Below are 25,365 nucleotides of genomic sequence, written 5' to 3' on the forward strand. Positions count from 1 at the left end.
CGAGATCGCCTTGTCATAAGACATCCGTCACCTTGGTGATTGAAGTACGGACGTCGCAGTGCCGCACGTCGCCGATGCTGGGGTGTGGGCAATAGGCGATTTTACGTTCCATAAGAGGAATGAATGTTGAATTTGCTGGTTTATGCGAACTGCCAAGGTTCAATGGTGGAGAAATTTGTCGTCCCGGAAATATCCAAGCATGTAGTGGTATCTGCAGTTCATATCGTAAATTATGAAGCGATCAAGTTAGGATATGGCTCTGTTGGTGCAGCAGATCTTCCTGAGCACTATAGCCGCATAATAAGTGATGCCGACATCATAGTTTATCAAAATTTGTCGGAAAATCAAGGCGTTCTATCCACGAGCGGAAGGATTGCCAATTCCTTTATGACGAAAGCGAAAAAGGATTCCCTGAAAATATCGTTTCCTTATCTAAACAATAATGCGATTTGGCCGACATATATTGAAGAAAGGACTAAGGGGATATCTTTTAAAACGGATCCCCATATAGTGGAGATGGCCCGCTCGGCGCGCTCAGAGGATGACCTAATAAAGAAATACATGAATGGCGATATGTATTTCAATTTTTCTGGACGGTTTACAGATTTTGTCAATGAACTTGAGAAAATAGAGCAGGAATGCGATGTAAAAATTTCTAATTTCATTAAAGATAACATAGCAAAAAAGCGTCTGTTCTTAACTCACAATCACCCAACTTCGGCAGTGATGAGTGAAATGGCACGGCAGATTATCCATATAATATCCTCAAATATTGGGTTTGAATTTGACCAGGAAGAGTTCTTGCGTACTCAGTCATTTTCTCCTGAAAACATATGCAAGCTTCCAGGGTACTACCCAATCGATTTTTATTCCGTCCGTCATTATAATTTCGAATTTGCACAAAAACAAGATGTGGCAGCGCCAAGCTATTACAAATCGCACATGACGGCACTGTACAATCTTGTCAGGGGACTGCCAGCAGAGGTGCTCTTTTTCTCAGACTCCGCCTGACGGTCGTATCAGCGGGAGCCCCGCCGGGGTGGCTGGCGGACCACCGTAGCCGGAATCATGCCGGAGAGGTCGATCCGCGCCGCCCAGGCGCGAACCGGACCTTCCCGACATGTCCGTCATCCCCACCGGAATTCCGCACGCCCCCGTTGCGCCATACCGGCTCCGTTGCCGCTTGCTGCTCGAACTGGCGGCGGTAGAGACCACCCAAGACAGCCCTCCCTCCCAAGGAAGAGAGGGGGAATGTGGGGTGTACCCTTTGCTGTCAGCGACCCTTCAGGTTCGTCTGGCGCGGCTTCATGCCTGAAGGCTTCGGCGCAGCGGAATTGCCTCCAGGCGCCTTGCCGACCGGCGGCACCACCCGCCGCCCCTGACCGGCCTGCTGGGTGAGGAAGGTCTTGCCTTTCGGTCCCTTGTCCCGCGGCTTGGCGGTGGCGCCGACCGGCTGCCAGGCCGGGATCAGATGCTCCTCGCCCGGTCCGATCAGGTCCTCGCGGCCCATGCGCTTCAGCGCCTCGCGCAGGATCGGCCAGTTCTCCGGGTCGTGGTAGCGCAGGAAGGCCTTGTGCAGGCGGCGCTGCTTCAACCCCTTCGCCGACGACACCACCTCCGACCCGACACGGCGCACCGGGCGCAGCGGATTGCGCTCGCTGTGGTACATGGCGGTCGCAAGCGACATCGGCGAGGGCAGGAAGGTCTGCACCTGATCCGCCTTGAAGCCGTTCCGCTTCAGCCACAGCGCGAGGTTCATCATGTCCTCGTCGGTGGTGCCGGGGTGGGCGGCGATGAAGTAGGGGATCAGGTAGAGCTTCTTGCCCGCCTCCTTCGCCGCCTTGTCGAACATCCGCTTGAATTCGTCATAGGCGCCCATGCCGGGCTTCATCATCTTCGCCAGCGGACCCGGCTCGGTGTGTTCCGGCGCGATCTTCAGGTAGCCGCCGACATGGTGCGTCACCAGCTCCTTGACGTATTCCGGGTTGCGGACGGCAAGGTCGTAGCGCAGGCCGGATGCGATGTGGATCTTCTTCACCCCCGGCACCGCGCGGGCCTTGCGGTAGAGCTGCACCAGCGACGAGTGGTCGGTGTTCAGGTTCTTGCAGATGTCCGGGAAGACGCAGGACGGGCGCCGGCAGACCGATTCCGTCTCCTTGTCCTTGCAGGCGAGGCGGTACATGTTGGCGGTCGGCCCGCCCATGTCGGAGATGACGCCGGTGAAGCCCTTGGTCTTGTCGCGGATATGCTCGATCTCGCGCAGGATGGAGCCTTCCGACCGGCTCTGGATGATGCGCCCCTCATGCTCGGTGATCGAGCAGAAGGAACAGCCGCCGAAGCAACCCCGCATGATGTTGACGGAGAAGCGGATCATCTCCCAGGCCGGAATGCGCGCGTCGCCATAGGACGGATGCGGCGCCCGCGCATAGGGCAGGTCGTAGACGCCGTCCATCTCGTTGGTTTCCAGCGGGATCGGCGGCGGGTTCAGCCACACGTCGCGGTCGCCGTGGCGCTGGACCAGCGCGCGGGCGTTGCCGGGATTGCTCTCCTGGTGCAGCACGCGGCTGGCATGGGCGTAGAGCACCTTGTCGGCCGTCACCTGCTCGTAGCTGGGCAGGCGCACCACCATGCGGTCGGCGCCGGCGGCGCGCGGCGACACCGTGGCCGACGGATCGTCGATGGAGCTGCTGTCGACCACCGTCCAGCCCTCCGGCAAGGAGGAGCGCATGATGGCGGTGCCGCGGATGTCGGTCATCGCCTTGGGCGATTCCCCCTTCAGCGCACGCTGGGCGATCTCGATGATGGCGCGTTCGGCGTTGCCGTAGACCAGCATGTCGGCCTTGGAATCAACCAGGACGGAGCGGCGGATCTTCTCGCTCCAATGGTCGTACTGGGCGATGCGGCGCAAGGACGCCTCGATGCCGCCCAGCACGATGGGCACGTCCTTGAAGGCTTCGCGGCAGCGCTGGGAATAAACGATGACGGCGCGGTCCGGCCGCTTGCCGCCCTCGTCGTTCGGCGTGTAGCTGTCGTTGTGGCGCAGGCGGCGGTCGGCCGTGTAGTGGTTGACCATCGAATCCATGTTGCCGCCGGTCACGCCCCAGAACAGCCGCGGCTTGCCCAGGATCTTGAACGGCTCCGCACTGCTCCAGTCCGGCTGGGCGATGATGCCGACGCGCAGGCCCTGCGATTCCAGCAGCCGGCCGATGATCGCCATGCCGAAGCTGGGATGGTCGACATAGGCGTCGCCGGTGACGACGATGACGTCGCACTGGTCCCAGCCCAGCCGGTCCATCTCCGCACGCGACATCGGCAGGAAGGGTGCGGCCTTGGGGCGCACGCTCCGGTCCGGGCGTTGGGCGAACAGGTTGGGGGCCGCGAGCATCGCGTTCTCCGGGTCTCAGCTGATAATGCGGATGGAAGCCGACAGTCATACCTTGTCGGCCCGCAAATTCCCACCGCTGATAACGCAGCGGAGCAATGGGATATTGTGCGGGTGGGTGCGCAGCTATGTGGGACGCCCCACAGCCGGTGCAAGGCTTGCCGGTGACGAAAGGGGCGGGGCAGGGGGCAGTGGGAAGGGAAGGGAAGGGAAGGGGCGCCGGTCAGGCCGCGGCGCCGCCGGCCTCTTCCGGCCGGCCGTTGCGCCGCGCCACCACCCAGCCGATCACCGCACCCGCCAGCAGCACCACTCCCGCGCTGACGAAGGCCGTGCCCGGATGGGGGAACAGCGGGTAGGCCCCGACGGAGGCGGAATAGACCGCACCGAAGAAGAGCGGCGCCAGGATGCCGGCAACACTGGCCACGCTCATGTTGGCGCCCTGCAACTGGCCCTGTTCCGAGGGAGAGACCCGCTGTGTCATCAGTGACTGGATGGTCGGCATCGCCAGGCCCCACAGCGCGTTCGGCAGGATGGCCAGCACGAACCAGCCGCCGTCCGGCGCCAGCCCCATGCAGGTCAGCCCGCCGGCCCCGCAGAACAGGCCGACCACCATCGTGCCACGGTCGCCCAGCCACTTCACCATGCGCGACACGACCAGCCCCTGCACCACCATGTCCAGCGCGCCGACCACCGCCAGCAGAAGCCCGACGTCCCAGGCGCTCCAACCGAAGCGATGCGAGGCATAGAGCACGAAGACCGCGGGAAAGACATTGTGGGAGAAATGCAGCATGAAATTGACCAGGGCCAGCCCCGACAGCTCGGAGTGGGACCGCAGCAGGCGCAGCGCGCCGAACGGATTGGCCCGGCGCCAGGAGAAGGCCATCCGGTTTTCCGGCGCCAGCGATTCCGGCAGCACCGCCAGACCATAGAGGAAGGCCAACCCGCTGAGCGCCCCGGCCGCCCAGAAGGGGGCGCGCGGCGACACCTCTCCCAACAAGCCGCCGAGGAGCGGGCCGGCAATGAAGCCGGCGCTGAACGCGGCGCCGATCAGGCCATAGGCCCGCGCCCGCTGCTCCGGCGGCGTCACGTCAGCCATATAGGCGAACACCGTGGTGAAGCTTGAGGAGGTGATGCCGGCGATCGCCCGGCCGACCACCAGCCACCACAGGTTCGGCGCCACCGCGATCAGCACATAATCCACCGCCAGCCCCAGGGCCGACAGCAGGATCACCGGCCGCCGCCCGAAACGGTCCGACAGCGAACCGATCACGGGAGAGCAGAAGAACTGCATCAGAGCCCACAGCGCCACCAGCGCGCCGTTGATGGTGCCCGCCTGCGCGCTTGGCCCGACGAATTCCTCGATCAGCGCCGGCAGCACCGGAATGACGATGCCCATCGCGACGATGTCGAGCGCTGCGGTGACCAGAATGAAGGCGATCGCGGCCTTGCGCGGCCGAAGAACGGAAGACATGGAGGAGCCTTGAGGAACTCGACGGATAAAGACGCCCGAACCGGGCAGGGTACGCAATGCCGGCCAAACTGGCAGCCGGGCCGGGATCGCCCAGGCAAGCGGCGATCATAGACGGCACGAGCGCGGTTGTGAAGTGAATTATTTCCGACCGCGGATGCTTTTGGGGAAGTGCGGATGACCGGTTTTCCCACCGCACTGTACGGGTTCCGAATCTGTTCCTCACGCGAATGGCTGCATTTCGGCGATTCGGCTTGCCGGTCCTCATCATTAGAAAAAACAATTATGCACTGCCGCCCGCCCGGCGGCGCAACGGGAGGACGCTCGCCATGCAGAGGATCAAGCTTGCCTTTTGGGGCTTGCTGGCGCTGTTAACCGTGCTGTGGCTCGCCGCGGATGCCTCGGTGTTCCGTTGGACCGGCTATTTCCCGTTCCGCTCCGGCATGATCCAGCACAGCGGCTTGATCGCCATCGGCTGCATGAGCGTCGCCATGATCCTGGCATTGCGTCCCCGCTGGCCGGAGAGGTGGTTCGGCGGCCTGGACAAGATGTACCGTCTGCACAAGTGGTTGGGCATCGGCGCTCTCGTCTTTGCGGTCGGCCATTGGCTTTGGGCGCAGGGAACGAAATGGGCGGTGGGCTGGGGCTGGCTCGATCGGCCGCAGCGTGGCCCGCGCGCGGCGTTGGAGAACCCGGTCGCGCAGTCGCTGACGGAGCTTCGCGGCACGGCGGAAGCGATCGGCGAATGGGCGTTCTACGCCGCCTTGGTGCTGATCGCGATGGCGCTGATCAAGAGCTTCCCATACCGGCAGTTCTTCAAGCTGCATAAGCTGCTGGCGCTCACCTATCTGGCGCTGGTCTTCCACACCGTCGTGCTCACGAAATTCGCTTACTGGAGCACGCCGGTTGGCTGGGTGCTGGCAATTCTGCTCGCAGGCGGCACCTGGGCGGCCGTGGTGGCGCTGCTGGGCCGCGTCGGAGCCGACCGCCGGGTTCCGGGCAGCATCGGCAAGCTCCAGTATTATCCAGCCCTGCGCGTGCTCGAGGCCGAGGTCGACGTGCCGCGGGGATGGCCGGGCCATAAGGCGGGGCAGTTCGCCTTCGCCATGTCGGATGCCGCCGAGGGCGCGCATCCCTACACCATCGCCTCGGCCTGGAACGAGGCCGAGCACCGCATCACCTTCGTGATCAAGGAACTTGGCGACCACACGCGGCGCCTGCGGGAGAAGCTGCTGCTCGGCCAGACGGTGACGGTCGAAGGGCCATACGGCTGCTTCACCTTCGACGACGACTGCCCCCAGCAGATTTGGGTAGGGGCGGGCATCGGCGTGACACCCTTCATCGCCCGCATGAAATATCTGGCGATGCAGGACGGACGGCTGCCGCAAACCATCCACTTCTTCCACACCACACACGACCATGACGAGAACGCGAGCGCCAAGCTGATGGCCGACGCGGCGGCGGCGGGCGTGCGCCTGCACATCCTGGTCGATGGCCGCGACGGTCGCCTGACCGGCGAGCGCATTCGCGCGGCGGTGCCGGACTGGAGCAACGCCAGCATCTGGTTCTGCGGCCCGACCGGCTTCGGACAGGCGCTGCGGCAGGATTTCGCAGAGCAGGGACTGCCGGTGGAGCATCGCTTCCACCAGGAGCTTTTCGAGATGCGATGATCGTCCCGTCATGCCTCCAGGGCGCGCCCGATCCGCCGGTCCGGCACCAGCCACAGCCGGAACAGCGGGAGCGGGTGCGCCCAAGGCGCCCCCAAGTCGGTTTCCGGTGGGTGAAGCGGCAGCAACGGACATCGCCGCGACGACGGAGTTGTGGGTTCAGAGCCGGCTTGGAGAAAGTCTGCACGTCTTGCCGGGGTGGCGCCGACGCTCACGGAGACATTGGCAGTTTGACCTTGGAGACGCGAATTACGGCACATAAGTACAGTTATGGAAATTTAAGGCGAGCAGCACCGTTTGCGATCCGGTTGTCATTGGAACGACGCTGGGATTGAAGATACACGCCCTTACCATTTGCCGTCACAGTCGGCGGCCCGATCCAACCCCGCCTGAGAATCGCGCGAAAGGCGGCGGTTGAGTGAACCGCCGCCCTGAACTGCTTCCGATATTCATCTCGACGCCAATTCCCCGCCGTCCCTGCCCATGGCGGGAAGGACGGGCAAAGCAAAAGCGTCAGCCGAACCGGCCGGTGATGTATTCGGAGGTCTTTTCCTTGGTCGGGTTGGTGAAGATCTCTTCCGTGTTCCCGAACTCGATCAGCTCGCCCAGATACATGAAGGCGGTGAAGTTGGAGATGCGGGCCGCCTGCTGCATGTTGTGGGTGACGATGGCGATGCAGTAGTCGGAGCGCAGCTCGTCGATCAGCTCCTCGCACTTGGCGGTGGAGATGGGGTCGAGCGCCGAGGTCGGCTCGTCCAGCAGCAGAACCGACGGCTTGACCGCGATGGCGCGGGCGATGCACAGGCGCTGCTGCTGGCCGCCGGACAGGCTCATGCCGTTCTGGCGCAGCTTGTCCTTCACCTCGTCCCACAATGCCGCGCGGCGCAGCGAGAACTCCACCCGTTCGTCCATCTCGGCGCGGGACAGCTTCTCGTACAGCTTCACGCCGAAGGCAATGTTGTCGTAGATCGACATCGGGAACGGCGTCGGCTTCTGGAACACCATGCCGACGCGGGCGCGCAGCAGGTTCAGATCCTGCTTGGGCGACAGGATGTTGACGCCGTCCAACATGACCTCGCCGGTCGCGACCTGCTTGGGATAGAGGTCGTACATCCGGTTCAGGATGCGCAGCAGGGTCGACTTGCCGCAGCCCGACGGGCCGATGAAGGCGGTGACCTGACGGTCGTAGAGCGGCAGCGAGACGTCCTTGAGGGCGCGGTAGCCGTCATAGAAGAAGTCCAGGTTGCGGATGGTGATCTTCTCCGGCAGGCCGGCGCCGGCGATCGGGCGGTCGGCACCGGGGACCATGCCGGCGGGCATCGCGTGGCCGCCCTGGGCGGGGCTGTTGGCGTCCATGTGGGTCATCGTCATGGTTACTTTCTCGTCGAGCCGAGACCGGCCAGCAGCCGGGCGCCGATGTTGAGGAACAGGATGGCGACCGTGATCAGCAGCGCGCCGCCCCAAGCCAGCTGGCGCCAGTCCTCATAGGGAGACATCGCGTACTGGAAGATGACCACCGGCAGGTTGGCCATCGGCGCGTTCATGTCCGCGCTCCAGAACTGGTTGTTCAGGGCGGTGAAGAGCAGCGGCGCCGTCTCGCCGCTGATGCGGGCGACGGCCAGCAGGACGCCGGTGATCATGCCGTTGCGGGCGGCGCGGTAGGCGACCATGGTGATCACCTTCCACTGCGGCGCGCCGAGAGCGGCCGCGGCCTCGCGCAGGCTGTTGGGCACCAGCTTCAGCATGTCCTCCGTCGTGCGGACCACGACGGGGATGACGATGACCGCCAGGGCCATGGCACCCGCCCAGGCCGAGAAATGGCCCATGCGGATGACCATCACCTCGTACACGAACAGGCCGATCATGATCGACGGCGCGCTCAGCAGCACGTCGTTGATGAAGCGCACCACTTCGGCCAGCTTGCCGTTGCGGCCGAACTCGGCCAGGTAGGTGCCGGCCATGATGCCGATCGGCGTGCCGACCAGGGTGGCGACCGTGGTCATGATGACGCTGCCGAAGATGGCGTTCAGCAAACCGCCCTGCCCGCCCGGCGGCGGTGTGCTCTCGGTGAACAGGGCGATGTTGATCGCCGACAGCCCGTTGTAGAGCAGCGTCCACAGGATGGCGACCAGCCAGAACAGGCCGAAGCCGGCCGCACCCAGCGCCAGGGTCAGCGCCACCTTGTTGACGATGCGGCGGCGGTTGTACAGGCCGCCGGCCGGGGCGGCCAGAGCCGCGGAATTTGTCGTGCTGGACATGGGGCCTCAGACTCCGGCCTTGTGCTGCAGGCGCAGCAGCATCAGCTTGGCGATCGACAGCACGGCGAAGGTGATCATGAACAGGATCAGGCCCAGCGCCACCAGCGAGGCGGTGTAGATGTCCCCGACCGCCTCGGTGAATTCGTTGGCGATGGAGGCCGAGATCGTCGTGCCCGGCGCCATGATGGAGGAGCTGATGCGGTGCGCGTTGCCGATGACGAAGGTGACGGCCATCGTCTCGCCCAGCGCGCGGCCCAGCCCCAGCATGATGCCGCCGACCACGCCGGTGCGGGTATAGGGCAGAACCACATGCCACACCACCTCCCAGGTGGTGGCGCCCAGCCCATAGGCGGATTCGCGCACCATCGGCGGCACCGTCTCGAAGACGTCGCGGGTGATGGAGGTGATGAAGGGCAGCACCATGATGCCCAGGATCAGGCCGGCGGTCAGGATGCCGATGCCGTAGGGCGGGCCCGCGAACAGATGGCCGATGCCCGGCACCTGCCCCACCGTGTTGATCAGGAAGGGCTGGACGGTCGACTGCATGAAGGGGGCGAAGACGAACAGGCCCCAGATGCCGTAGATGATGCTGGGAATGCCGGCCAGCAGCTCGATGGCGACGCCGAGCGGCCGCTTGAGCCAGGCCGGGCACATCTCGGTGATGAACAGCGCGATGCCGAAGCTGACCGGAATGCCGACAGCCATGGCGATGACCGACGTGATCAACGTGCCGTAAATGGGGGCGAGCGCGCCGAATTGATCCGTCACCGGGTTCCAGACTTCGCTGGTGACGAACCCGAAGCCGAACTCGCGCAGTGCCGGAAGCGCGCCGCCGATGAGAGAAACCGTGACGCCGCCCAGGATGAGCAGGACGAGCAGCGCGAAGAAGAGCGTGGAGTTGCGGAAAACCGCGTCGATCATGCGCTGGCGGCGGGCCCGTCGGGCGATGGAAGCTTGTGCGTCGGTCAAGTTGAGCGTTATCTCGGTCATGGCCGCTCCGTGAGGCGTGCGGTGGGGTCGGCGAAATTTCCGCCCCCACCGGCGGATCTTGCCCCCGGAGTGCGCCGTCCGCCGGCGCATCCCGGGGTCGGGTTGGCCGTGGTTACTTGGCAGACGCGGTCCAGATCGGCTTGCCGTCGGACTGGATCGACTGCGACCAGGTCTTCTGGACCATGGAGACGACCGACTCCGGCATCGGCACGTAATCCAGATCGATGGCCATCTGGGCACCGTTCTTGTACGCCCAGTCGAAGAACTTCAGGGCCTCGGCCGAAGTCGCCGGATCCTTCGGATCCTTGTACATCAGGATGAAGCTGGCGCCGGTGATCGGCCAGCTGTCCGCACCCGGCTCGTCGGTCAGGATGACGTAATAGCCCTTGGCATTGGCCCAGTCGGCGTTCGCCGCGGCGGCCTGGAAGGACTCGATCTTCGGAACGACGGCCTTGCCGTCCTTGTTCTGCAGGCCGACATACATGATGTTGTTCTGCTTGGCGTAGGCGTACTCGACGTAGCCGATCGCCCCGTCCGTCTGCTTGACCATGCTGGCCACGCCCTCATTGCCCTTGGCGCCGATGCCGGCCGGCCACTGGACCGAGCTGTTGGCGCCGATCTGGGTCTTGAACTTGGGGCTGGTCTTCGACAGGTAGTCGGTGAACAGGAAGTTGGTGCCCGACCCGTCGGAACGGTACACCGGCGCGATGGCGGTGTTCGGCAGGTTGACGTCCGGGTTCAGGGCCTTGATCTGCGGATCGTTCCACTTGGTGATCTCGCCCATGTAGATGTTGGCGAGAACCGTGCCCGACAGCTTCACGTCGCCGGACTTCAGACCCTTCAGGTTCACGACCGGAACGACGCCGCCCATGATCATCGGGAACTGGATCAGGCCGGCCTGCTCAAGATCTTCCGGCTTCAGCGGCATGTCCGAGGCGCCGAAGGTGACCGTCTTGGCCTTGATCTGCTTGATGCCGCCGCCCGAACCGATGGACTGGTAGTTCAGGCCCACCCCCGTCTCCTTCTTGTAGGCGTCGGCCCACTTGGCATAGATCGGGTACGGGAAGGTAGCGCCGGCGCCGGAGATGTCGGCGGCCGAGGCGACCGACAGCGGGGCGACCGAGACGGAGAGAACGGCCAGGGCACCGAAGGCGGCGCAACGAACGAACGCCGAGGTCATGGTTTTCACGGCAAAACTCCCGATAGGTTGGACGGTGTCGTTGGGTTTGGGAAAAGCCCGGCCTTCGCCGGAGGTCGTAACCCGCCTTCTTCGTCGCGGTGACCATATCCACCGCTGGTGACGGGTTTGTTTTGTTTACGTGTCAGTTTTATGAAACCGACCCGTTCGTGGCCGAGGCGGCGCCATCATCGCGCCGCCCGGATTTCCTGGAGGAACAGATGCACGGCGGAGCCGAGGCTGGTCGCCTCGTGCGACAGGCTTTCCGCCACCTGCAGCACGTCGCCGGCCTGGGCGCGCACCTTGGCCGCGGCCTCCGACAGGCCGGCGACATGGTCCGATGCCGCCTGCGTGCCGACCGCGACCCGGTGGGAGCTGTCGACGATGCTCGAGGTGATGATCGCCTGCTCCTCCACCGCGGCGGCGATGGCGGATGCGTTGGATTCGATGCGCTGGACGCTGCCGGCCATGGTCGCCACCACCTCCGCCGTCTGGCGGCTGGCCGCCTGGGTCGCGGCGATCTGGCGGGCGATCTCGGCGGTGGCCTGGGCGGTCTGGCCGGCAAGGGCCTTCACCTCTCCGGCGACCACCGCGAATCCGCGGCCCATCTCCCCTGCCCTCGCCGCCTCGATGGTGGCGTTCAGCGCCAGCAGGTTGGTCTGGCCGGCGATCTCGTCGATCAGCCCAATCACGGCACCGATCTCGCCGGCGGTGCCGGACAGGTCGGCGACGGTGGCCTTGACCTGTTCCGCCCCGGCGGCGGTGTCGCCGATGATGCGGGCCGATTCGCCGGTGCGCTTGCTGATCTCGGCGATGGATTGCGAAATCTCCGACGCGGCGGTCGCCACCTGCTGGATTCCCGCCGCCATCTCGCCGGACAGTTGCATCGCGGCCTCGGCGCGGTCGTTGGCGTTGGCGGCGATGTCGGTCAGCGAGCGGGCACGCGCCGCCATCAGGCCGGCGGCCTCGGCCAGCGTCTCGACACTGCTCAGCACGTTGCTTTCGAACTGCTCGGCGATCTCCAGCATGCTGGTCCGGCGGGCCGACGCGGCGTTGCGGCGCTCGACCTCCACCTTCTCATGCGCTTCTTCCATGGCGCGGGCGTTGGCGATGAACACGTCGAGCGCACGCGCCATGTCGGTGATCTCGTCGTTGCCGCCGGACTTCAGCTCCACATTCAGGTCGCCGCCGGCCACCCGGCGCATGGCGGCGGCGAGCGCCTCCATCCGGCCGACGACGCGGCGCCCGACATAGAAGGAGACGATCAGCCCGGCCAGCAGCACGCCGGCCGTCGCCAGCAGGATCTGCACCCGGCTGGTCCGCTCCAGCGCCTCGTGGGCGGCGGATGCCCCGGCGGCGGTCGCCTGCCCGGCCGACCGGACCAGCCCGTCGACCATCCCGGTCAGGACGGCGCCGGTGCTGCGGTTGCTGTCGATCAGCGCGGCATTCTCGGCATAGGCCGCCAGCTCGCCGCCGCGCAGCGCCAGGATGCCGTCGTCGCCGAAGCCCAGGACCAGCAGCCGCTCGGCAAGCCGGCGGACCTCGTCCTCCAGATCGCCCCGCCCGTCCTGCAGAGCGTTGCGGATGGCCGCGGCCAGCGGGTCCAGCGTGCGGCGCGCCGCCGCCAGCCGGACCGGCGTCTCCGCATTGCCGGCCTCGGCCAGCTTGCCGGCCAGCAGGTTGGCGTCGGCCATCAGGCCGCTCAGCACGGTGTAGCGCTGCTGGGCCTCCGGCACGACATTGGTGGAGAGATCCTGCATGCGCTCCGCGATGGCATTCCCGGCCTCGGCGATGCGCCCGCGCGAATTCAGCATCAGCGGCAGCATGCGGCTGTTGGCGTCGCGGTCCAGCCGGACGATCTCAGCGACCGCGGTGGCCTGCGCCTCGGCCAGGCTGCGCGCCTCCGCCTCCCCGATGCCGGGGGTCAGCTGGCGGACGCGGCGGGTGTAGACGCTCTTGTCGCCGTCGCCGTAAGCCGCCAGTTCGTTCATCGTCGCGACGACGGGAACCGCCGCCTCGCTGTTCGCCAGCGGACGCAGGGCGCCCTGCAGGTCGGACAGCGCCGAATCGAAGTCGGTGGACAGCGACATCACCTTGGACCGGTCGGTCTCGAAGGCCCCGATCAGCAGCGCCTTGGTCAGCGCCGCCTCCGCGCCCCGCAGCTGGAACAGCGGGATCACCGTCTGCCCCAACTCGCCGCCGATCGCCTCGGAGGAGTGCGAGGTCGCCTCCACCATCGCGGCGATCGCCTGTGCGAGCTGTTCGCGCGAGGCCTGCATGTCCGGCTTCAGCGCCGCCAGCAGCCGGGCATGGGCGGCGCTCAGCTCCGCCAGCCGGGCGCTGCGCTGTTCCTGCAGGCTCAACCGGCGGCCGGTCGCCGCTCCCAGCGCGTCGATGGTGCCCAAAAGCGAACGGGCGGTGGCCGCCAGTTCGCCCATGCGGCCGATATCGCCCTGCCCGCCGGCAAGCAGGGTAAGTTGGCCGTCCAGTTCCGCGCGTTGCGCCGCCACCGCGCTGCGCAGCCGGGCCAGATCATCCTCGGACGACGCGGCGTCGATCAGCGGCCCCAGCGCCAGCACCCGCGCCGTGGTGGTGGCGAGGCCGTGCGCGGCACCGAGCAGCGGCACCTGCGTTCCCGTGATGTCGGCGACATGGCCCCGGACCGCGCCGTAGGACATCCAGCCGACGACCGCCGCGATGCAGGGCAGCGCCGCCACGGTGCCGAAGGCGATCAGCATTTTCGACTTGATGCCGGATCGGCGGCGCTGGTCGGCGCGATTAGCCATATGGGCCACCTTGGTCTGGAAGTCGTCCGCACCGGACCCGCGGTTCTCCGCAGCCCGGCCGACGCCATGGGTAGCCCCTCTCCTTGTATGTTTGAGTGACGCTTCGATTTGTATGTTTGAGTGACGCTTCGATGAAGTTTTCGCGACGCACAATCGAAATGGCGTTGCGCTCGCGACATCGCCGGTCCCGGCAATGGTCGACGGCCGAGCACCGGCCAATCATGATGAATCGAAGGTAAACAGCGCTGCGAAGCGAAAGCGGCGCCCATCGCTGCGGGGCGCCGCTTCATTACGTATTACCGGGGAAAGACATTCCTCTTGTTACGCGGGTTACACCGGCGGTGCGGTACGCCGCAGGCTGTCGCGGTCCGCTGCCGTTCCGAACCACGCCGCGAGCGCCGGGCGGCCTTCGCGCCAGTCCTCTTGCCCGAAACGGAAATCGAGATAGCCGAGCGCCGCCAGCACGGCGAGCGTGCCGATGGTGGCCTCGCCGTCCAGTGCCGCCGCGTCGGCCTCCAGCAGATCGAGCGAGCGGACGACCGCCTTTCGCTGGCGTTCCATCCAGCCTTGCGACTTCTCGCCATCGGGGCGCATGGACTCCAGCCGGCGGAGGATGGCGGCGTCGCAGATGCCGTCGGCAACCGCCTGGAACCGAAGCGCGGTCCAGCGTGCGGGCCCGGCGGGCGGGAACAGCGGCGACCGGTCGCCGAGCGAATCGAGATACTCGGCGACGACCGGGCTGTCGAACAGGGTGGTGCCATCCTCCAGCGTCAGGGCGGGAATCTTGCCCAGCGGGTTCTCCTTGGAAAGATCGGTATCGGCCGACCACGGATCGGTCGCCACCCGCTCCACCCGATCCTCCAACCCGCGTTCGATGACGACCATCATCACCTTGCGCACATAGGGCGAGGTGGGGCTCCAGCGCAGCTTCAACATGGGCGTTCCTTTGGCAATGTCGGCCCTCGTTCCTGTCGGCTAACGGAGGCCCCGCCCCACATTCTGCCACCGAACCATCGGTTGCGGGAGCCATCAGCGTCCAAGATTTGTATAAAGGCTACATTTTGAGGTATCATCCCAAATCGTGGTAATCCATTTTGCCCTTCGGACCTTACCAGATCGATCTACCATAGGGACGGATAAGTTATCATGGCTCTTGCATTCGAGCGGTTTTCCAAGGAAGCGACAAGCATCAATGAGCGCCCACTGTTTTACCTATGGGGGGCGCAACTGGGATTTATCCTCCCGGATATCGTTTTTGTGACCTGCCTCGAACAATTCCAACAGGCGCCGTCAAAAGCGAAATCCCAGGCAATTTACGAATGGCTTCTTGATCCAGATACCAAGAAGGCCGCCCAATTCAACTGGGGATCAATGAATTTGCAATCCGATGGGACGAGCGGGCTCAGAAAAAAAATCGACTATATCAATGAAGCATCCAGATATTACATCAGCCGCAAGACTTGGGTGGGAAAGCTCAGGAACGAACGGCAGAGTCAGCTGGGCAACCACCCATCTTCCACCATGTACGATCTGATACTGAACTTTGCACTTATGAACATCGAAACAGACAGCAGCTCCCTTCCGTTCAGGACATTCACTCCCGATATGGTGGATCGGTCGCAGGGCTACGTCATACAAGGGCTCAAGTCCCTGGAATTGCTGGAAAGGGATTTTCGGAAGGCCGGGTTCAACACGGCAAAGATGGGCTTTCGCCTGCCTTTCAAATTCAAGTGATCTTTCGCAGTCCGCCGACGCCCTCCCCGACCCGCCCGGCCCCCACCGGCGGGTCTTTCCATGCATGGGTCCGCCATGGCCGATCCGCTTTGCCTTGCAACGCTTCGCCTTTGCCGTCATTTGCTGACACTGGCCGGTTGGGCCGGGTGCATCGTGGACAGGCGGGGGCGGGCGCATGAAGGTGATCATCTGCGGGGCGGGGCAGGTCGGGGCCAGCATCGCGCGGCACCTCGCGCAGGAAGACAACGACATCACCGTGATCGACACCTCGACCGAGCTGGCGCAGCGGATGGACGAGAGCCACGACGTGCGCGGGATGGTCGGCTATGCCTCGCACCCGGACGTGCTGGCCCAGGCGGGGGCGCGGGATGCCGACATGCTGATCGCCGTCACCCATTCCGACGAAGTCAACATCGTGGCCTGCGAAGTCGCCAATTCGGTGTTCAACATCCCGCTGCGCATCGCCCGCATCCGCAAGCAGGCCTATCTGCGGCCGGAATGGTCGACCATGTTCTCCGCCGAGCATCTGGCCATCAGCGTCGTCATCTCGCCGGAGGTGGAGATCGCCCACAGCATCGCCCGGCGCCTGCGCTCTCCCGGCGCGTTCGAGATGCTGCCGCTTGCCGAAGGCAAGGTTCACCTGATCGGCGTCCACTGCACCACCAGTTCGCCCCTGCTCAATACGCCGCTGCGCCGCCTGACCGAGATGTTCCCCGACGTGCGCGCGGCCGTGCTGGCGGTGTTCCGCGACGGCACCGGTTTCGTGCCCAAGGGGAACGACATGCTGCGGCTGGGCGACGACGTGCATCTGGTATGCCGCACCGCCGACATCGTCCGCGTCGTTTCCCTGTTCGGCCACACCGAGGCGCCGGCCCGCCGTCTGGTCATCGCCGGCGGCGGCAATGTCGGCTTCAACCTGGCGCAGGTCGTCGAACGGCATATGCGCGGCATCTCCATCAAGATGATCGAAAGCAATGCGGCGCGGGCGGAGCTGATCTCGCGCTCGCTGCGCTCCAGCACGGTGGTGCTGAACGGCGACGCGCTGGACAACGAGATCCTGGAGGAGGCCCAGGTCGGCCGGGCCGAAACCATCGTCGCCGTCACCAACGACGACGAGACCAACGTCTTCGCCTCGCTGCTCGCCAAGCGCGCCGGCTGCGAACGGGCGATCACGCTGCTGAACAAGACGTCCTACGCGCCCATCGTCGCCGGTCTGGGAATGGACGTGGTGGTCAACCCCTCCGCCGTCACCGTGTCCTCGATCCTGCGCCATGTCCGGCGCGGGCGGGTCGCCGCGGTGCAGACCATCGGCGACAATTTCGGCGAGGTGGTGGAGGCCGAGGCGCTGGAGACCTCTCGCGCGGTCAGCGGCCCCATCGGCTCCATCGGCCTGCCGCCCGGCATGATCATCGGCGCGCTGGTCCGCGGCAACGAGGTCATCATCCCCACCAGCCAGACGGTGATCCAACCGCATGACCGCGTCGTCGTGATGGCCACCGCCGATCTGGTGCGCAAGCTCGAAAAGCTGTTCGCGGTGGGGCTGGAATTCTTCTGAGCGGCCTTACGGCCCGGCCCGACGCGTCATCCCCCGCCCGCCGCCGCCCATTCCCCTGACCAGAGACATCATGCCGAATTTCAGGCCGATCCTGTTCATCGTCGCCGTCGTGCTGCTGGCGCTTGCCGCGATGATGCTGATCCCGGCGGCGGTCGATTTCGCCTATGGCAACCCGGATGCGGAGGTCTTCCTCTATTCGGCCGCCTTCACCGCCGTTTGCGGCGGTGCGCTGGCGCTCGGCACCCGCAGCAGCCGCCAGCAGGGCGGGCTGTCGCTGAGGCAGGCCTTCCTGCTGACGCCGCTGACCTGGACCAGCACCGCGGTCTTCGCCGCCCTGCCCTTCCAGTTCGGCCATTTCCCCGACCTGTCGCTGAATTACACGAACGCCTTCTTCGAAACCATGTCGGGTCTGACCGCCACCGGGGCGACGATCCTGGTCGGGCTGGACCGGATGCCGGAGGGCATCCTGCTGTGGCGGGCGCTTCTGCAATGGCTGGGGGGCATCGGCATCATCGGCGTCGCCATCGCGGTCCTGCCGGCCCTGCGGGTGGGCGGCATGCAGCTGTTCCGCACCGAATCCTCCGATCGGTCGCAGAAGGTCCTGCCGCGCGCCCAGCAGATCGCCAAGGCCATCGGGGCGATCTATGTCGGGATGACGACGATCTGTGCCGCCTGCTACTGGCTGGCCGGAATGACGCCGTTCGAGGCGGTGGTGCATGCGCTGACCAGCCTGTCGACGGGAGGCTTTTCCACCTCCGACAAATCGATGGGGAACTTCGAGAGCCCGGCCCTGCACTGGCTGGCGACGCTGTTCATGCTGCTGGGCAGCCTGCCCTTCGTGCTGTATGTCCGCACCCTGAACGGACAGCGCGACGCGCTGTGGAAGGACAGCCAGGTGCGGACCTTCCTGGGTTTCCTCGCCGCGGTGATCCTGCCGCTCAGCGTCTGGCTGGCTCTGAAGCAGGGCTACGAGTTCCACGACGCCCTGCGGATGGTGGCCTTCAACGTGGTGTCGGTCGTCACCACCACCGGCTTTGCCTATACCGATTACACCCAATGGGGAAATCTGGCGGTCGGCGTGTTCTTCGGGCTGACCTTCATCGGCGGCTGCACCGGCTCGACCACCGGCGGCATCAAGATCTTCCGCTTCGAGGTGATGGCGATCGTGCTGCGCACCCATTTCCTGCGGCTGGTCTATCCCCGCGGCGTCTTTCCGCGCCAGTACGGCAGCCGGCAGCTGGACGACGACGTGCTGGGATCGGTGGTCGTCTTCTTCACGCTGTTCTTCACCGCCTACAGCGTTCTCACCATCGCGCTGATGGCCCTGGGACTGGATTTCATCACCAGCATCAGCGCCGCGGCGAGCTCGTTGGCCAATGTCGGGCCGGGGCTGGGTGACGTCATCGGCCCGGCCGGCACCTTCTCGGCGCTGCCGGATTCGGCGAAATGGCTGCTGTCGCTGGCGATGCTGCTGGGCCGGCTGGAACTGTTCACCGTGCTGGTGCTGTTCATGCCCCAGTTCTGGCGGGGCTGAGGGGCCGGCGCCTGCCGCCGGCCCCTTCCGGTCACCTATTCGTCGGGATTGCGGTTGGCGACGTGTTCCTGCATCTGTTCGGTCTGCACGGCCTTGCTGTCCAGCCCGCGGGCGTCGGAATGGCGGGACTTGTCGCGGTTCGACAGCACTTCGTTGTCGCCGATGGCGCCGGCCGGCAGGTCGGTGGTCGCGCCGGTGCCGCTGCCCTTGCCCTGTCCACCGGGGCTCATGTGCTTCTTGCTGGCGTTCGCCATCCTTGCTTTCTCCCTTGCTTGGCCTGCCGGGGCCGCCGGGAAGGGGTTTCCCGGTGCCGGCCGGCTGGGTGTCGGTTGCGGTGTCGAAGATCCGCCGCAGGCTTACTGCGGGTTGCGCGGCGGGGTGCTGTCCGGGCTGTTGCCGGCGCCTTGACCCGCGTTGCCCTGGCCGGCATTGCCCTGACCGGCGTTGCCGCCGCTGCCGCTGCGCTGGCCCAGCGAGACGGTGTTGTCGCCGTATTGGAACTCGGGCATCGCATTGACCTGTTCCTCGGTCACCTGCCGGGCGACGATGCGGTCGCCGTCGACCTCCAGCAGGGAGAAGTCCAGGGCGATCTGCTTGTCGCCGATGCCCAGAATACCGCCGCGGTCCAGAATCACCTGGGTGGCGTCGCCCGTCTGGGCGTCGAGGATGATGTCGGCGACTTCGCCCAACTGGCCGCCGTCCTCGCCATAGACCTCCTCGCCGATCATGCTTTCGAAGCTGGTGCTCTGCTGGGGAGCGCTGCTGGTGGAGGCGACGTTCGGGCGCAGGTCGCGGACCTGGCGCAGATGCTGCTCGAGCGCCGGCAGGGTCTGCTCGGCGAAGCGCTTCAGGTCGGGATCCTGTCCCTTTTCGGCCTGGGTGCGGAACAGGGCGACGGCCTGCTGGTGGCCGTCGATCTGGTCCTGCAGATAGGCGGCATCGAACTGTTCGCCCTGCAGGCCGCGCAGCTTGTCCAGCTTCTGCTGGTGCGCGGAATCGAGCTTGGTCGGCAGCGTCACCGATTTCTGCTGGGCCATCGTCTTCATGGCGTCCGACGTCTTGGTGTGTTCGGTCACCATGTGGTTGCCGAACTGCTTGACGCCGTTGTCCTTGGCATGGTCCTGCGCCAGCTTGCCGGCCTGGATTTCGTACATGTCGCTGATCGCGGCCTCCTCGACGAAGGTCATGTCCTGCGGCGACAGCTGTCCCTTCTCGGTCACGGTCTTCTGCGGCGTCGGCGTCTGGGCCAGCGACAGCGCCGGAGCGGAGAACAGGATCAGGGCGGCGGTGGCAAGAAGATGATGGCGTTTCATGGCGACGGTTCCTGCGATTGCATGGTTGCCGGTGCGCGTTCGTCCTGGCCCTTCCGGGCGATCCGAGGCACCGTACTTCCCACCTTCAACCGGCGACTGCGACCGCCGTTCCCGCCATTACTCCCAGCGGCCGGGGCGAGGCGGACCAGCTATCCGAATCGTATGGGGTGCCGCGCTTGTGCTGAACATCGGAGTAGTCCGGCGCGCCGGGGGTATCGCCGAATGCGCGCTCGGTCTAAGCCACGTGTCCGGGGCAAGAAGGGATGGCTTATATCCCTGGTACGGAGGCCCCGCTTGCTTCGTGACGCCCGCCATGTCCTGAACGGCACCCATATCGATTGCGACCTTTGCGTGATCGGTGGCGGCGCCGCCGGCCTGACCATCGCGCGCGAGCTGGCCGGCAGTTCCTGCAGTGTCGTTCTGCTCGAAGGCGGCGGGCTGGAGGTCGAGGGCATCTCCCAGGCGCTTTATGCCGGCCGCAACGTCGGCCTGCCTTACGAGCGGCTGACCACTGCGCGCAGCCGCTATCTGGGCGGCAGCACCAACTGCTGGGGCGGATTTTCCCGCCCGCTGGAGCCGGGCGATTTCGCCGAACGGCCCTGGATCCCCAAAAGCGGATGGCCGATCGAGCGCGACACGATGATGCCCTATTACGAGCGCTCGCAGAGCGTGCTGGGCCTGGGTCCGTTCGATTACGACACCGATTTCTGGATGGAGCGGGTCGGCGGGCCGAGGGCGGCACTGATGCCGGTGGAGGACGGGGGGGGAAACGGGGACAGGGACGGCTTCGAGAACCGCGTCGCCCAGCTCAGCCCGCCGATCCGCATGGGCGAGGCTTACCGCGCCGAGATCGGGCGCGCCGCCAACATCACCGCCTTCCTCAACGCCAACGTCACCGGACTGGACAGCAATCCGACCGCCACCGCGGTGGAACGGGTGCAGGTCCGCACGCTGGACGGCCCGAGCTTCACCGTCGGCGCCCGGCTGTTCGTGCTGTGCTGCGGCGGCATCGAGAATGCGCGCATCCTGCTGCTGTCCAACAAGGTGCAGGCGGCGGGTCTGGGCAACGGCAACGATCTGGTCGGCCGCTACTTCGCCGACCATCCGCGCTTCAAGACGCCGCCGGTCCGTCTGACCCGGCAGGGTCGGCACCGCGCGCTCTACGACGTCAGCCTGTGCCTGGCGCGGCGCCGGCTGGGCCGGCCGCACCCGTCGGTGGCGCTGGCGCTGTCGCCGACCGCTAAGTCTCAGGAACGCCACGGACTGCCCAATTCCCGCACATATCTGGTCGCCTCCTACCATTCGGGGGCGCTGGACGCCTTCAAGGCGATGCGCGACCTGCGGATTCTGCCCTCGCGCCACAGCTGCCGGCGCTTCGGCGTGTCGGAGGACGAGGCGGCCAGCCTGCTGCGCAACGCCGGTCCGCGCATCCTGCGCAGCATGCCGCAGCTCGCCCACGCCCTGTTCGACAGCATCGTCGATCCGGGATGGCTGTCCCGGCGCTTCACCCTGGAAACGGTGCTGGAGCCCGTCCCCAATCCCGACAGCCGGGTGACGCTGGACCATGCCACCGACCCGTTCGGCTGCAACCTGCCGCGGGTGGATTGGCGGCTGACCGAGCAGGACCGCAGGGGCGCGGCCGAGACCCAGCGCCTGCTGCGCGAGGATCTGCTGCGCCGCGGCCTGATCGAGACGGACGAACGGCAGGACGAACCCGACGAGGCGGCGATGGCGGATGTCGGCTGGTGCTGGCACCACATGGGCACGACGCGCATGCATGTATCGCCCCGTCACGGCGTTGTCGATGCCGAGGGGCGCGTGCATGGCGTCAGCAACCTCTACATCGCCGGCAGTTCCGTCTTCCCCACCATGGGCGCCGACCACCCGACCATGACCATCGTGGCCCTGGCCCTGAGAATGACCGACCGCATCCTCGCGATGCTGCAGGACGAACGGAGCAGTCCGCCTGCCCCCGCGGTCGCCGCCTCGCTTTAAGCGGGGCGGCGGACTCCCATATTTCCTCTCCCTGCGGAGAGGAACCGACCGATGGACCTGTTCGACGATGTTCCGGCCCCTTCCCCGGAAGGGATACCGGCTGCCGCCGGACCATTGCCCGACATCGTGGCGCCGGGGCTCGACTGCCTGTTCGTGGGCTTCAACCCCGGCCTGCGGTCGGGCGCGCTCGGCCACCATTATGCCGGGCGCGGCAACCAGTTCTGGCGCCTGCTGCATGAGGCCGGGCTGACCCCCCGCCTCTACCGGCCGGAGGAGGACGTCACCCTGCCGGCCATCGGCCTGGGCTCCACCAACCTCGTCGCCCGCGCCACCGCCAGCGCCGCCGAACTGTCGCGGGCGGAGCTGCGCGGCGGGGTGCCGCGGCTGGCGCGGATCGTCGGTTTCGTCCGGCCGCGGGTGCTGGCCTATACCGGCAAGGGGGTCTATCTGGCGGCGACCGGCTTGCCGGACGCGCCCTGGGGGGTGCAGGAGCGCGGGCTGTTCGACGGTGTCGCCGACGTGGTGGTGCCGTCGCCGAGCGGTCTCGCCCGCCTGCCCTTCGAGGAAAAACTGCGCTGGTTCCGCGAGGTGCGGGCGGAGATCGGGCGGCGGCGCTGACGGCGGCTGCCGCCATCGGGGTGCCGCGCCCGCGCCGAACGGAGCAGGCCGGCGGGCGGAGGGATGAGCGCCGGGGGCACTCCCCCTGTTCCCGCCTTTCGCCGGGAAAGCCCGACACGTCCGGGGCGTCGATGGGCCATGCTGTGCGCCGCATGACCATTATCGCACGACGCAACTCCAGCCATGACCGGATACCGCCCCGGGACGGGAACGCGGAGCCGGATCCCGTCGCCGCCCGGCTGCGCCGCCGACATTGGATGGTGCTGGCATTGGCCGTCCTGCTGCTGGCCGGGGTGGTGCGCGCCGCCGTCTACCTGACGGCGTTGTCGCCGGCGACGGCAGGCGCCACGGCAAGCCCCGTGGCCGACCCCGCGGCCGCCCCCTGGGGGCCGCATCCGCTGGGGCCGCGGCCCTGGAAACTCGCCCGGATTCTGAGCGGCAAGCCGCCGGAGACGGCGGAGCATACCCCTCCGGCCGCCCTGCCCGCCTCTCCGGTCCGGCCGGACGAAGCCCTGCAACGGCTGGCCGAGCAGGGTTGGACCGCCTTGCGGCCGGCGGCGATCCCGGCCGCCGCAAGGACCGCCGGGATCGCCGTTTCACCGCAATCCGCCTCGCCTTAGCTGGCCCCGCTTCAGCTGACGATGCCGCCCCGGCTGAAGGGCAGCGTCTGCTGCGGCTGGCCGGTCACCGAGAAGATGGCGTTGGCCACCGCGGGTGCGGCGGTCGGGACGCCGGGTTCGCCGGCGCCGGTCGGCCGCTCGCTCGACGGCATGATGTGGACCTCCACCACCGGCATGTCCGACATCCGCATCGGCAGAAAGCTGTCGAAGTTGGCCTGATCGACCATCCCGTCGGTCATGGTGATCTCGCCGCGCAGCGCATGGCCGATGCCCCAGCCTGTGCCGCCCTCCATCTGCGACTTGACGATGTCGGGGTTGATGACCTGGCCGCAGTCGATGGCGACGACGACCCGGTCGACCTTGACCTGCCCCTTGGCGTCGACCGTCACGTCGGCGACATGGGCGACATAGCTGTTGAAGCTCTCATGCACGGCGACGCCGCGGCCCTTGCCCTGCGGCATGGGCTGGCCCCAGCCGGCCTTCTCCGCCGCCAGCTTCAGCACGCCGGCCAGACGCGGATGGTCCTTCAGCATCTCCAGCCGGAAGGCCACCGGATCCTTGCCGGCCGCCTTGGCGAGCCGGTCGATCATCACCTCCTTGGAATAGGCGGTGTGGGTGTGCCCGACCGACCGCCACCACAGGGTGGTGACCGGCGAGGCGACGGTGTGGGCGTCCACCGCCAGATTCGGCACGGCATAGGCCATGTCCGAGGCACCCTCGACCATCGTCGCGTCGACGCCGTTCTTGACCATCGCCGCCTCGAACGGCGTTCCGGCCATGAAGCTCTGGCCGACGATGCGCTGCTTCCAGGCGACCAGGGCGCCCTTGTCATCCACCGCCGCCTTGATCCGGTGCAGGAACAGCGGGCGGTAGCGGCCGCCCTTGATGTCGTCCTCGCGCGTCCAGACCAGATGCACCGGCGCCTTGGGGTAGGCCTTGGCGACCATCACCGCCTCGGCGATGTAGTCGGCGTTGGTGGTGGCGCGCCGGCCGAAGCTGCCGCCGGCCCACTGGGTCTCTATCTTCACCTGCTCCGGCTTGCAGCCCAGGATATGGGCGGCGACCATCTGCTCAACGCCCTGGAACTGGGAGCCGGCCCAGATGGTGCAGCCGCCCTCCGGGTTCAGCGCCACCACGGCGTTCAGCGGCTCCATCGGCGCATGGGCGAGATAGGGGAAGACGAAGTCGCCCTCCACCACATGACCGCCCCTGGCGGCGGCCTCGGCGAAGGCCTTGTCGGCATCGCCCTTGCCGGCGGCGGCGGCGCCCGGCTGGTCGGCCAGCTTGCGGTAGTCGGCCAGCATGGCGTCGGTGCCGCGCATCTCGGAGTTGACATCGTCCCAGGTGACCGTCAGAGCCTCGCGGCCCTTCATGGCGGCCCAGGTGTTCCTGGCGATCACCGCGACGCCGACCGGCAGGCTCACCACCTCGATCACGCCCGGCACCTTGCGGGCCGCCGCGTCGTCGACGCTCTTCACCGTGCCGCCGAAGCGGGGGCTGCGGGCCAGAACCGCCGTCACCTGATCGGGGCGGCGGATGTCCATGGCGAAGATCGCGGTGCCGTTGGTCTTGCTGACGTGGTCCAGCCGGTGCAGGTCCGGCTTGCCGATCAGCACATAGTCCTTGGGATCCTTCAGTTTGACCTGCTGCGGCACAGGCAGCTTCGCCGCCTCCTCCGCCAACTCGCCGAAGGTCAGGCTGCGGTTGCTCGCCGCATGGCGGACGACGCCCTTCGACACGGTCACCTCGCCGGCCGGCACGGTCCAGCGGGCGGCGGCGGCGGCGACCAGCATGGCGCGGGCGGCGGCACCGGCCATCCGCAGCTCGTCCCAGCTGTTGGCGATGGCGGTGGAGCCGCCGGTGCCCTGGATGCCGAAGAAGTGGTTGGCGTACAGCTTGGCATCGGCCGGAGCGAAGGCGCCGCGGACCTGGCTCCAATCGGCGTCCAGTTCCTCCGCCGCGATGGTGGCGATGCCGGTGACGATGCCCTGGCCCTTGTCCAGATGCTTGGCCAGCACGGTGACCGTGTTGTCAGGCGCGATGATGATGAAGGCATGCGGACGCGGGTCGGCGGGGCCGACGGTCTTCGCAGCCGCTTCGGCGGCCAGCGCCGGCATGGGCAGATGCGCGCCGATCACCAGCGCACCGGCCCCGGCGCCGATGGCCTTCAGAAAGCCGCGGCGTGACGGCGCCGCCAGCGGACCGGGAGCGAAACCGGCCTCGGGGAAACCGTTCCGGGCGGCCTGACGGATCAGATGGTGCAGCATG

The 25,365-nt window shown here is 66.5% G+C and carries 19 protein-coding genes; 8 read left to right on the plus strand and 11 right to left on the minus strand.

Annotation, left to right across the window (positions count from 1 at the left end; genetic code table 11):
- Nucleotides 1-123 precede the first annotated feature (123 nt).
- Nucleotides 124-1,011 (plus strand): WcbI family polysaccharide biosynthesis putative acetyltransferase, encoded by an 888-nt coding sequence (locus DM194_RS28340; protein ID WP_162630185.1) that lies wholly within the window; start codon nucleotides 124-126, stop codon nucleotides 1,009-1,011.
- Nucleotides 1,012-1,273: 262 nt separating this feature from the next.
- On the opposite strand, the gene DM194_RS25750 is transcribed toward DM194_RS28340, so the two are convergent.
- Both DM194_RS25750 and DM194_RS25755 read right to left on the minus strand, forming a co-directional pair.
- Nucleotides 1,274-3,385: a YgiQ family radical SAM protein gene (locus DM194_RS25750; protein ID WP_111070497.1), complete on the minus strand. Its 2,112-nt coding sequence runs from the start codon at nucleotides 3,383-3,385 to the stop codon at nucleotides 1,274-1,276.
- A 220-nt stretch (nucleotides 3,386-3,605) separates the two neighbouring features.
- Entirely contained in the window at nucleotides 3,606-4,853 is a 1,248-nt protein-coding gene (locus tag DM194_RS25755) for a TCR/Tet family MFS transporter (protein WP_111070498.1), read from the minus strand.
- Nucleotides 4,854-5,179: 326 nt separating this feature from the next.
- On the opposite strand from DM194_RS25755, the gene DM194_RS25760 reads away from it, so the two are divergent.
- Nucleotides 5,180-6,520, plus strand: a complete 1,341-nt coding sequence (locus DM194_RS25760; RefSeq protein ID WP_111070499.1) for a ferredoxin reductase family protein — start codon at nucleotides 5,180-5,182, stop codon at nucleotides 6,518-6,520.
- A gap of 510 nt (nucleotides 6,521-7,030) precedes the next feature.
- On the opposite strand, the gene pstB is transcribed toward DM194_RS25760, so the two are convergent.
- The 6 genes from pstB to DM194_RS25790 all read right to left on the minus strand — a co-directional run bounded on the left by pstB (nucleotide 7,031) and on the right by DM194_RS25790 (nucleotide 14,664).
- Nucleotides 7,031-7,888: a phosphate ABC transporter ATP-binding protein PstB gene (gene pstB / locus DM194_RS25765; RefSeq protein WP_425457331.1), complete on the minus strand. Its 858-nt coding sequence runs from the start codon at nucleotides 7,886-7,888 to the stop codon at nucleotides 7,031-7,033.
- Between the two features lie 2 nt (nucleotides 7,889-7,890).
- Nucleotides 7,891-8,775, minus strand: a complete 885-nt coding sequence (gene pstA / locus DM194_RS25770) for a phosphate ABC transporter permease PstA (protein WP_111070500.1) — start codon at nucleotides 8,773-8,775, stop codon at nucleotides 7,891-7,893.
- A 6-nt stretch (nucleotides 8,776-8,781) separates the two neighbouring features.
- Nucleotides 8,782-9,765 carry a phosphate ABC transporter permease subunit PstC gene (gene pstC, locus DM194_RS25775; protein WP_111070501.1) on the minus strand — a complete coding sequence of 328 codons (984 nt, stop codon included), beginning with the start codon at nucleotides 9,763-9,765 and terminating at the stop codon, nucleotides 8,782-8,784.
- Between the two features lie 112 nt (nucleotides 9,766-9,877).
- On the minus strand, nucleotides 9,878-10,945 hold the full coding sequence (gene pstS, locus DM194_RS25780; RefSeq protein ID WP_111070502.1) for a phosphate ABC transporter substrate-binding protein PstS: 1,068 nt from the start codon (nucleotides 10,943-10,945) through the stop codon (nucleotides 9,878-9,880).
- A 185-nt stretch (nucleotides 10,946-11,130) separates the two neighbouring features.
- Nucleotides 11,131-13,728: a methyl-accepting chemotaxis protein gene (locus tag DM194_RS25785; protein ID WP_246024625.1), complete on the minus strand. Its 2,598-nt coding sequence runs from the start codon at nucleotides 13,726-13,728 to the stop codon at nucleotides 11,131-11,133.
- A 330-nt stretch (nucleotides 13,729-14,058) separates the two neighbouring features.
- Complete coding sequence (locus DM194_RS25790) at nucleotides 14,059-14,664, minus strand: glutathione S-transferase N-terminal domain-containing protein (protein ID WP_176581513.1); 606 nt, start codon at nucleotides 14,662-14,664, stop codon at nucleotides 14,059-14,061.
- Nucleotides 14,665-14,874: 210 nt separating this feature from the next.
- Between DM194_RS25790 and DM194_RS25795 the strand changes: the two genes are divergently transcribed.
- The 3 genes from DM194_RS25795 (at nucleotide 14,875) to DM194_RS25805 (ending at nucleotide 18,551) form a co-directional block, all read left to right on the plus strand.
- On the plus strand, nucleotides 14,875-15,462 hold the full coding sequence (locus DM194_RS25795; protein ID WP_111070503.1) for a hypothetical protein: 588 nt from the start codon (nucleotides 14,875-14,877) through the stop codon (nucleotides 15,460-15,462).
- 175 nt (nucleotides 15,463-15,637) lie between these two features.
- Nucleotides 15,638-17,017, plus strand: coding sequence for a Trk system potassium transporter TrkA (gene trkA / locus DM194_RS25800; protein WP_111070504.1), 1,380 nt, complete (start codon nucleotides 15,638-15,640; stop codon nucleotides 17,015-17,017).
- Nucleotides 17,018-17,087: 70 nt separating this feature from the next.
- Nucleotides 17,088-18,551: a TrkH family potassium uptake protein gene (locus DM194_RS25805; RefSeq protein ID WP_111070505.1), complete on the plus strand. Its 1,464-nt coding sequence runs from the start codon at nucleotides 17,088-17,090 to the stop codon at nucleotides 18,549-18,551.
- A gap of 35 nt (nucleotides 18,552-18,586) precedes the next feature.
- On the opposite strand, the gene DM194_RS25810 is transcribed toward DM194_RS25805, so the two are convergent.
- Complete coding sequence (locus DM194_RS25810) at nucleotides 18,587-18,805, minus strand: hypothetical protein (protein ID WP_111070506.1); 219 nt, start codon at nucleotides 18,803-18,805, stop codon at nucleotides 18,587-18,589.
- Between the two features lie 102 nt (nucleotides 18,806-18,907).
- The gene (locus tag DM194_RS25815; protein ID WP_246024626.1) at nucleotides 18,908-19,864 is read right to left on the minus strand and encodes a DUF4142 domain-containing protein; all 957 of its coding nucleotides are present in this window, start codon (nucleotides 19,862-19,864) and stop codon (nucleotides 18,908-18,910) included.
- 294 nt (nucleotides 19,865-20,158) lie between these two features.
- On the opposite strand from DM194_RS25815, the gene DM194_RS25825 reads away from it, so the two are divergent.
- The 3 genes from DM194_RS25825 (at nucleotide 20,159) to DM194_RS25835 (ending at nucleotide 23,097) form a co-directional block, all read left to right on the plus strand.
- A complete protein-coding gene (locus DM194_RS25825) occupies nucleotides 20,159-21,859 on the plus strand; it encodes a GMC oxidoreductase (protein ID WP_111070508.1) in 1,701 nt (566 codons plus the stop codon).
- A gap of 51 nt (nucleotides 21,860-21,910) precedes the next feature.
- On the plus strand, nucleotides 21,911-22,477 hold the full coding sequence (locus DM194_RS25830) for a mismatch-specific DNA-glycosylase (protein ID WP_111070509.1): 567 nt from the start codon (nucleotides 21,911-21,913) through the stop codon (nucleotides 22,475-22,477).
- Between the two features lie 152 nt (nucleotides 22,478-22,629).
- Nucleotides 22,630-23,097 carry a hypothetical protein gene (locus DM194_RS25835; RefSeq protein ID WP_111070645.1) on the plus strand — a complete coding sequence of 156 codons (468 nt, stop codon included), beginning with the start codon at nucleotides 22,630-22,632 and terminating at the stop codon, nucleotides 23,095-23,097.
- An 11-nt stretch (nucleotides 23,098-23,108) separates the two neighbouring features.
- Here DM194_RS25835 and DM194_RS25840 read toward each other — a convergent pair whose 3' ends face one another.
- On the minus strand, nucleotides 23,109-25,364 hold the full coding sequence (locus DM194_RS25840; RefSeq protein WP_176581514.1) for a xanthine dehydrogenase family protein molybdopterin-binding subunit: 2,256 nt from the start codon (nucleotides 25,362-25,364) through the stop codon (nucleotides 23,109-23,111).
- Between the last annotated feature and the right edge of the window lies 1 nt (nucleotide 25,365).

This window comes from Azospirillum ramasamyi (assembly GCF_003233655.1).
GTDB classification, from domain to species: Bacteria; Pseudomonadota; Alphaproteobacteria; order Azospirillales; family Azospirillaceae; genus Azospirillum; species Azospirillum ramasamyi.